The organism is Corynebacterium sp. KPL4015 (genome assembly GCF_040225725.1).
Lineage (GTDB): Bacteria > Actinomycetota > Actinomycetes > Mycobacteriales > Mycobacteriaceae > Corynebacterium > Corynebacterium rhinophilum.
This window is the reverse complement of the sequence record NZ_JBEHGF010000003.1, coordinates 127,139-136,506: the sequence shown is the minus strand read 5'-3', so window position 1 is coordinate 136,506 and position 9,368 is coordinate 127,139. Positions and strand designations below refer to the sequence as shown.

5 protein-coding genes and 1 pseudogene are annotated in these 9,368 nt (G+C 58.4%); 3 read left to right on the top strand and 3 right to left on the bottom strand.

Annotated features, from left to right (window positions below):
- Positions 1-182 precede the first annotated feature (182 nt).
- Positions 183-1,402: pseudogene (locus ABRP64_RS02270) on the bottom strand (IS3 family transposase).
- A gap of 322 nt (positions 1,403-1,724) precedes the next feature.
- Between ABRP64_RS02270 and ABRP64_RS11675 the strand changes: the two are divergent.
- From ABRP64_RS11675 to ABRP64_RS02255, 3 genes are all read left to right on the top strand, one after another.
- Positions 1,725-1,907, top strand: coding sequence for an integrase core domain-containing protein (locus tag ABRP64_RS11675; protein WP_410757611.1), 183 nt, complete (start codon positions 1,725-1,727; stop codon positions 1,905-1,907).
- 129 nt (positions 1,908-2,036) lie between these two features.
- Positions 2,037-2,936: a polyphosphate kinase 2 gene (ppk2, locus tag ABRP64_RS02260; protein ID WP_284782617.1), complete on the top strand. Its 900-nt coding sequence runs from the start codon at positions 2,037-2,039 to the stop codon at positions 2,934-2,936.
- 265 nt (positions 2,937-3,201) lie between these two features.
- Positions 3,202-4,350: an alpha/beta hydrolase gene (locus tag ABRP64_RS02255; protein ID WP_349865259.1), complete on the top strand. Its 1,149-nt coding sequence runs from the start codon at positions 3,202-3,204 to the stop codon at positions 4,348-4,350.
- A gap of 103 nt (positions 4,351-4,453) precedes the next feature.
- Here ABRP64_RS02255 and ABRP64_RS02250 read toward each other — a convergent pair whose 3' ends face one another.
- On the bottom strand, positions 4,454-5,245 hold the full coding sequence (locus ABRP64_RS02250) for an Abi family protein (RefSeq protein WP_349865257.1): 792 nt from the start codon (positions 5,243-5,245) through the stop codon (positions 4,454-4,456).
- A gap of 199 nt (positions 5,246-5,444) precedes the next feature.
- The gene (locus ABRP64_RS02245; protein WP_349865255.1) at positions 5,445-9,368 is read right to left on the bottom strand and encodes a Pls/PosA family non-ribosomal peptide synthetase; all 3,924 of its coding nucleotides are present in this window, start codon (positions 9,366-9,368) and stop codon (positions 5,445-5,447) included.

The window sequence follows — 9,368 nt, the reverse complement described above, 5'->3', positions numbered from 1 at the left end:
TTGAAGGAGCGAAAGCCACCGGGTGGAAACAAGCCATCAACCAACTAGCCGTGGCCTTTCCCCGACCGATTCGCGGACTACTTGTAAACCAAGCCCCCGCACACAAAGAAACGGACACCCTCACGTTTACTGCCGGTGGGGTTGCCCGCAAATCGTGGACACATAGTAGAGCTACCTAGTGGTTAGGCAGCTATTTCTTTTCTGCTGGTGGTTAAACCAATATGGTTCTCGAAGTCGACGGGGCTGACCATCCCGAGGGCTTCAGTGTCGGCGCCGACGGTTGTAGACGACTTCAATCCAGTAGGCAACGGCCTTGCGTGCGGCATCACGGGTTGACCAGCGCTTCCGGTCGTAGAACTCGGTCTTAAGCGTCGACCAGAACGACTCAGCCATCGCGTTATCGAAACACACCCCGGTACGCCCCACGGACTGAGCAATGCCCAGGTTTCGGCACACCTCCCAAAGCTTCTCACTGGTAAATTGCGTTCCGCGGTCAGCGTGAAACACCAGCCCATCAGGAACGTCACCGCGCAACGTATACGCCATCCGCAGGGCCCGTTCGACCAGAAATGTATCTTGAACGCTATCCATAGCCCAACCCAATACCCTGCGGGAATGGCCATCGCGGACCACGCGCAAGTACAACCATCCTTCACTGGTGCGCAGGTAGGTAATATCCGACATCCACACCCGGTTAAGCTCACCAGTATCAAACATGCGCCGGACCAGGTCCGGAAGACTCGACTTACGCTTAGCTTGAATCGTTGTCACGGGCACAAAAGCCCGCGGTGACATCCCTTCAATGCCCATCATGCGCATCCGCTTGGCTACAGTCTTGCGATTCACACTGATCTGGTAGCGCTCACCTAGTTCTGCGGTGATCCGCGGGGCACCATAGACCTCATCGGAGTCTGTCCAAATCTGATGAATCTTACATCAACATCATCGTAAAATGCCGCACGATCATCATTACCGAATAAGCGTTGCTGCTGCATATGGGCCCATGTGTAGTATCCAGACCGAGACACCTTCAAAAGGCGTGCCATGCGCTTGATACTGAAATTCGCCTTGCTCTGGCTGCATTAATTCGAACTTTTCTGATCGCGTTGCCTCAAAGCGAAGAAGGCTGTCGCTTTAAGGCAAAAACTCGTTATCCATCTTGGCTTCTGCCAGCTCACGACGCAGACGAGCATTCTCAGCACGAAGATCAGCCTCACTTAGCCCATCAGAGGATCCTTAGGCGTTGACGCTCATTTTTCACCCACCGGACTAAAAGGCCAGGTGCGACACCAATTTCTTTCGCTACATGAGCAATCGGGCGTTCTGACTCGATTACTAGGTTTGCGGCTTCACGCCGGTACTCCGGCGTGTATTTCTGGCGTTGTTGACTCACAATGAACATCCTCTCTTACGGACACAAAATCCGCACAAATAGGGTGTCCACTAAACGAGGGTAACCTCACCGGCGGATCGTCGGATGGGCATTATCGCACTCGATGCGCACTTCAGGCATTACCGCTGCAAGCACTCAATCAAGCGATTGTGAGCGCGAGGGAAACAACAGGTCTCATTCACCATTCGGATCACGGCTCGCAGTACGTCAGCGTTGTCTACAACCAGCGACTTGCCCAACACGGGATCACTGCTTCTACCGGAACTGTCGGCGACTCCTACGACAATGCTCTGGCTGAAAACGTCAACGGCCCCTCACAAGAGGTGAACTCATCCATACTCGCAGGTGGAATGATGTTGTCGAGGTAGAAATTGCGACATTCGAGTGGGTGTCATGGTGGAACGAGACAAGGCTCCACCAAAGCCTGGGATACCGAACCCCAGCCGAGGTGGAAACCGAATTGTGGAAGCAGAACTTGCCACAGGCAATAATGGAAAACAAGGCAAATGCCTAGGAACAAAACTCGGGGCACTTCATCTAAGAACAATAGCCAAATTATCTCACACTTCTTTTTCTTTATTTAGTGGCTATAGCTGGGAAAAGTTGCCGCGCTGAGAGTCTACATTCGGGTTACACTAAGTGCATGGCTGATATTAAAGACGACGACCTTCCTGAGATTGACCTTGCAAAAACCGACGGCTTCGTCGTTGATGGAGCGGATGAGGATGATCCGTCGTTGATCATGCCGGATGGCTCTCCGGTGCAGACGTGGCGCGAGAATTACCCTTATGAAGAGCGTATGACTCGCAATGAATACGAGTCCATTAAGCGTGCACTGCAAATTGAGCTATTGAAGTGGCAGAACTGGACCAAGGAAACTGGCCAGCGTCACATCATTTTATTTGAGGGCCGCGATGCTGCCGGTAAGGGTGGAACCATCAAGCGTTTCAACGAGCACTTGAATCCGCGTGGTGCGCGAACCGTTGCATTGGAAAAGCCATCCCCACGTGAGTCCACGTCTTGGTATTTCCAGCGCTATATCGAGCATTTCCCGGCTGCAGGCGAAATCGTCTTCTTTGACCGCTCGTGGTACAATCGCTCCGGCGTTGAACGAGTGATGGGCTTTTGTACCGAGTCCCAGCACGCGGAGTTCCTGCGCGAGGTGCCCATGCTAGAAAACATGATCCTGGGATCGGGTATTTCTCTGACCAAGCTGTGGTTCTCCGTTACTCGGAAGGAACAGCGCACGCGCTTTGCTATCCGCCAGATTGACCCGGTGCGTCAGTGGAAGCTTTCACCGATGGACCTGGCTTCTCTGGATAAGTGGGATGATTACACGCGCGCGAAGGAAGAGCAGTTCCGTTATACGGATACTGAGGAATCGCCGTGGATCACCATCAAATCCAATGACAAGAAGCGCGCCCGCGTCAATGCGATGCGGTATGTCTTGTCCAAGTTTGAATACACCAATAAAGATTATGACGTGGTGGGTGAGCCTGACGGGAACATCGTCAAGCGCGGCCGTGACCAGATTGGTGATTAGTAGCGTTAATCCCTAGCGCCGTTGAGCGGGAAGATCGAAGAGATCGGTCTTCCCGCTTTGCTATGTCTAAGGCCGCTGAGGAGGCTCAGCCTTCTTTATGGCGGCAGCGTGAGGGTGCCTGATAATTCTCACAGCTATTTCTTAAAAAGCGGACAGCCATAAATAAAAAATATTTGAATTACGTCCGCCAGGAAACTATTATCAAAGTGACCTAAAAGCCATCCTGTCAATATGTGTGATGCAAACCACTAAAAGGAGTACGTACATGATGAGGAAGAAACTGTGCGTTCTGGCTACCGCAACCGCTGTATCCATGGCGCCCATCGCAGTATCGGGAACGCTCACCGCTACCGCCTTTGCAGAAGGCGGCCAGCCAGTAGCAGAAGCAACGGCAGATAAGACCGACGTACTCGGTCGCTCCACCGTTTCTGATAAGCAGATCGCCGATGAAGACGGCTACTTCGATAGCCACGACGGCGAGGGCGTGAAGATTTACTACCGCAAGCAGCTGGTAGAAAACCCACGTGGCAATGTTGTTTTGGCACACGGCGTTTCTGAGCACTCTGGCCGCTATGACTACGTGGCCAAGCGCCTGTTGGACGCTGGCTTCAACGTTTACCGCCTGGACCACCGTGGACACGGTAAGTCTGCCTCCGGCAGCACGCCGCTGGGACACATCGATAACTTCCAGTACATCCTCAATGACTTCGACCGCGTCGTCGACATGGCCAAGGGTGAGCACCCCGATGTAAAGACCTTCCTTCTGGGCCACTCCATGGGCGCGCTGACCGTCCAGGCATACGGCATTCGTGAGCCTGGCAAGGTGGACGGCATCATCACCAATGGTGGTGGTGCACCGTTGAACCTGTCCGGTAAGAAGGCAACGGGCGAGACCATCACGCCGGACGAGATCTCTGAGGTGCAAAAGCAGCTCGACCCCACCCTGTTCGAGCGCCTGCCGTTGGCGGATATTACCAGCTTCAACGCTAACTACGTGCAGAACCTGATTCCCCACCGCACCTACATTGGTGCGCAGTCGCCGGAGTTCACCAAGAAGATCATGCTGTCCAACCCGTTCACGGAGGGCATTTCCACCAGCCAGGCCGTGAAGGATGAGTACGCTACGAGCCCGCTCATCGCGCAAAAGACCAGCGCTGGTACCGCGCTGCAGCTGGGTGCTATCGCAACCTACGATGCTGTGAACGCGGACCTGTTCAGCGCGCCGACGCTTATCATGCACGGCACCAAGGACGGCATCGTTCCACCGTACTTCTCCCAGGACTGGTACAACTCCATTACCTCTGATGATGTGGAATACGTCAACTGGGAAGGCCAGAAGCACGAGGTCTTCAACGAGCCAGCCGCTGACCAAGCACTCGACAAGGTGGTGGACTGGCTGGGCCGCCACGTGTAGAAGATAGCGTGTCTCGGGTTCAATAGGCCCGGCACACAATGACCTGCTTTCCCTGCCGTTGGGTTGGTACTTAGGCTTTAGCGGCCTAGGGAAGGTGGGTCATTTATGATTTGTTTGAATTATTTAGACCTGCGTAGAAGGTGTCCAACTCGGTGAGAATTGCTGTTGTGGGCAGGTTTTCCGTGAGGTAAGAGGCTAAATCACGGTCCAACATCGCTGCTACATCGTGGCAGGCCTCGTGGCATTCTCTAGGTCGTAATCTAGTATCTGTGCCCGTGACAGGGATGCCGCGAAGGACTACAGACTCGTGATGCGCAACCCTATTTCTAATTTTCTTTATCTCGAGGATTTTGGAATGAACCCACTTACGGGTCAGACCGTGAGTGGAATATTCTGGATCTTTCTTCCGAGCTACTGAATTCGCACCTGGGAAGACAGAAATTAAGGCTTGGCGGGACCAAATTCTGTCGTGATCAGCATTGTTGAAAGGGGCCGGTAAGCCCGTGGAGCCTCCTTTATCGAGGATATTTGTCCAAGTTCTAAACATGGAAGCAGCAATGACCCTTCCTCCCAGCCTTCTGCTTCGTTCGGCATTCTTGGTGAAGTCTTTTGGCAGGCTATTCCATGCTTCTGTGATATTGTCTCGAACCCGTTTATCGAACCCTATCTCGAGCTTGCAATACCAATCATCTCCGTATTCGGTGCTGAGATATCCAGAAACTGAGTTACGTAATGCTACTTCGATGAAGGCTATCTCGTGAAAAAGGGAAGCACTAAGGTGGCGATCGAGTTCGTAAAGCTCAAAAGCCTTATCCGTGGATCCACCAGTTTTTGTTAAGTAGGGCTCCAACCTGTTTTCTGATAACCACTCTTTTTTAATCCGTTTACTACTCATGGCTACCAACTTAAGGGCTCTTTAAAAATATTTTTGATTGAGGCGGCACGTCCGATTATACTCGGTATAGTATTCCCCTCCTCGTGGTGGTCAACCGTTCAGCGGCTTGGCTGAGGAGGGGTCTTTTGCTTACAGAACCCCGGCTTTAGATTGACCTTGTGGTGGTCGGTCTAAAGCCGGGGTTTGGTGTTTGCGTAGGTTATCCCCACGGTTCGATGGGGTTGCCCTGCCAGGTGGCATTGGCTGGGACGCGGTCACCGCGCATGACCAGCGAGCCGGGGCCGACGGTACTGGATTTGCCAATGAGCGAGGCGGGTAGCGCCACCGAATGAGAGGCGAGCGTGGAGCCGGCCTCGATGGTGACGGTATCCAGGCTCATCACGCGGTCCTGGAATAGGTGGGTCTGCACCACGGTGCCAGGCCCCACGGAGGCACCGGCGCCGACGTGGCAGAGATCGGTTTCTGGGAACCAGTAGGAATCGATCCAGGCGCCCTTGCCGATGTCCACACCCAGCCCCCGCAGGCCCAGGTTGATCTCTCCTGTGCCGTAGGTGTGCTGGAAGAACCACGGGGCGGCGACGACCTCCACGAAGGTATCTTGTAGCTCATTGAGCCACACGAATACGCTCCACAGCGGGTGGTCGGCCGCGCTATGCCTGCCCACGCAGATCCACTTCACGGCGATGGTCACGGCCATGGCGATGGCGCCCATCGCCATGAGCACGAGGCCGGAAAGGGTCCAGGTGGTGAGGAAGCCGACATCGGCAAGCAGGTAATACAGCGTCCCCAGGGTGGCGGCGAGCAGCATGGCCGAGAACATCGGCGCGAGCAGGCGCATGGTTTCCACGATGCCGCGGGCGGCCTTGAGCTTGAACCCCGGGTTATAGGTCAAGGCCTCGGCGGACTCAGCGGGGGCATCGATCTGCGCGGTAACGCGCCGCATGCGCTCTGGCGGGGAACCCCACCAGTTGGCGCCGGACTTGGTCTTCTTCGGCGTGGAGGACAGCACCGCGACCAGCGAGTTCTTGGAAAGCTTGCGCCCAGGTGCGGTAATTCCGGAGTTGCCCACGAAGGAGCGCTTGCCCACCTTGGCCTCGCCGGAGTGAATCCAGCCGCCGCCGAGCTCATAGCCGCCGATCATGGTGTCATCGGCAAGGAACGCGCCGTCTTTGACATCCGTGAGCGCGGGGATCATCACGGCGGTGGAAATCTCCACGTCCTTGCCAATGCGCGCGCCCAAAGCGCGCAGCCATCGCGGGGTCAGCTGCGAGGCGTAGAGCGGGAAGAGCTGCGTACGGGCCTCATCCATGAGGCGCTCGATGGCCCACAGGCGCCAGCCGGCGGCAGAGCGCACCGGATTCACTCCGGGTGAGATGCCGATGGACAGGATGCGCACGCCCAGCCAGGTCTGCAGCATGTAGGTGGCAAAGGCTGCAAGCGCCGCAAGGGGAGCGAAAAGCACCGCGCCGATGAAGCGGTTGCCGGAGGTGGAATGCACCAGTGCTAAATCCACGATGGCGCCGATAAGCAGCGCGATGAGCGGCTGCGCGGCCAGGAAGAGAGAGGTCGCACCGTAAATGGCCACCCACCAGGGGCGGCGCTTCGGCGGCTTGGAGGGGAAGCGGTGCTTGGAGCGGCCCACCTTCTTGGCGGGTGAGCCGGACCAGCGCTGGCCGTCCTTGATTTTCTTGCGGCCGGTGACGGTGGAACCCGCCTCCACGTGGGCGTACTTGCCCACCACGGTGCCAGGCAGCAGGGTAGAGCGCGCACCCACGCGGGCGCCTTCCTTGATGTCGATGGCGCCGACGTGGAGGACGTCGCCGTCCAGCCAGTAGCCGGTGAGATCGACCTCCGGTTCCACCGCGGCGTGCTTGCCCAGGGTGAGCAGGCCCGTCACCGGTGGCAGCGAGTGCAGGTCCACGCCGCGCTTCATCTTCACGCCCAGGGCCCGGGCGTAGTTATTGACCCAGGTGGCACCGGCAATAGAGCGCGATCCGGAAGCATCGGCCCACCGCTCCGCGGCCCAAATGCGCAGGTGGGTCGAACCACCGCGCGGGTAATCGCCGGGCGTGATGCCGGCGGTAATCAGGCGCGCGCCAAAGCCACCGATGGGGATGCGCCCCAGCGGCGTGGCAAAGATGAGCACCAGCGCAATGACCAGCCACCACGGGAAGGACTGCGCCCACTCCACGCCCAAGGCGGAGGCCACGGTCGAGCCCAGCATGAGCCAGCCCAGCCAGGTAGTCGCCGCCAGCGTCATGGCGGGGATCTGTAGCAGAGTTTGGGCCACGCGGGTCTTCGCGCCCACGGGGGTGACCTCGCGCAGCGGTGTTTGTTGCTCCGCCTTTGGGCGCGGTTCGGCGCCGGCGATGAGCTCTGCCAGCGAACCTAGCCGCGGGTGGTCATAGAGATCGCGCACGGCCACGGTGGGGTAGCGATCGCGGATGTGGCCCACCAGCGTTGCAGCGGCAAGTGAGGTGCCGCCGAGGTCAAAGAAATCGGCGTTCTCATCCTCCACGGATACACCGAGGGTCTCGACCCAGAGCTCGGCCAGCCACGTCTCGGTTTCTGTCAGCGTGGTCGATTCCACGCCGACGCCAGGCAGCGGCCACGGCAGCGCCTTCTTATCCACCTTGCCGGAGGTGCGCACCGGAAGCTCATCCATCACGCAGATGCGCGGGACCAGCGCCGCGGGCATGGTTTCCGCCAGGCGTTCGTGGGCCACGCCGTGGTTAAATCCGCGCGCCTCATCCTCCAGCGAGACGTACCCCACCAGCACGGATTCACCGCCGGGGGTCTTTTGCACGGCCACGGCGGAGTTGTAGACGTTATCCAGCGCGGCGACATTTGCGTCGACCTCACCCAGCTCAATGCGGCGCCCGCCAATCTTTACCTGGTCATCCACGCGGCCTACAAAGTACAGGCCGTCTTCTTCCAGGCGCACGTGGTCGCCGGTGCGGTAGGCGCGCTGCCAGCCCATGGATTCGAGCGGCGCGTACTTCTCCGCATCCTTCTGCGGGTCCAGGTAGCTGGCCAGGCCCACGCCACCGATGACCAATTCGCCGGTCTCACCCAGGCCAACAGGTTGGCCCTGCTTATCGATGACCACCAGGTCCCACCCATTCAGCGGCAACCCGATCGAAACCGCGCGCCCCGGAATCATCCGTTGCGCACAAGCGACGACCGTGGCCTCCGTAGGGCCGTAGGTATTCCACATCTCGCGGTCCTCGGTGGCCAGGCGGTCCACCAATTCTTGGGAGCAGGCCTCGCCGCCGACGATGAGCAGGCGGATATTATCCAGCGCCTCCGCAGGCCACAGGCCCGCCAGGGTAGGGACCGTGGAGACGACGGTGATATCGCGGCGAATCAGCCATGGACCAAGGTCCATACCGGAGCGCACCAAGGAACGCGGAGCCGGGACCAAGCAGCCGCCGTGGCCCCAGGCCAGCCACATTTCTTCGCAGGATGCGTCGAAGGCAACGGAAAGCCCAGCCAGCACGCGGTCTTCCGGGCCAAGCGGGCCGTGGGGGTGATCGATGAGGAAGAGGCTGGCCTCCGCGTCCACGAAGGCAGCCGCAGAGCGGTGGCTTACGGCCACGCCCTTCGGCTTGCCCGTGGAACCGGAGGTAAAGATGATCCACGCGGTATCTTCTGGCCGCGGGGCCTTGACGCCCTCTGCCGCGTGGCGCGGGGTTTCGCGCAGGAAGCGGAAGCCGTCATCACTAAACAGGCCATCAATATCGGCCTCACCAAAGACCATCTCCGCGCGCTCATCCGGATCGTCCGCGTCCACCGGCACGTAGGCCGCACCGGCGGCCAGGGTGGACAGGATGGCGAGGTAAAGATCCCGCTTGCCGGAGGTCATCCGGATGCCGATGCGATCGCCCCGGCGCACGCCATTGACGTGCAGCTCTGCGGCCCACAGTTGGACCTCGTGGACGAGTTCGGCGTAGGTGATGATCTCGCCATCGTCAAGCGCGGCGGCTTCCGGATGGATCTCAGCCGTGGTGGTAATAATGTCCCACAACGTGCGCGGGCGCGGGGCTAGATCGCGCAGGAGATACTGCTGCGGGACGCTGGGAAGATCTAAATTAGGACTACTACACTCTTCGGGTTCGTCCAT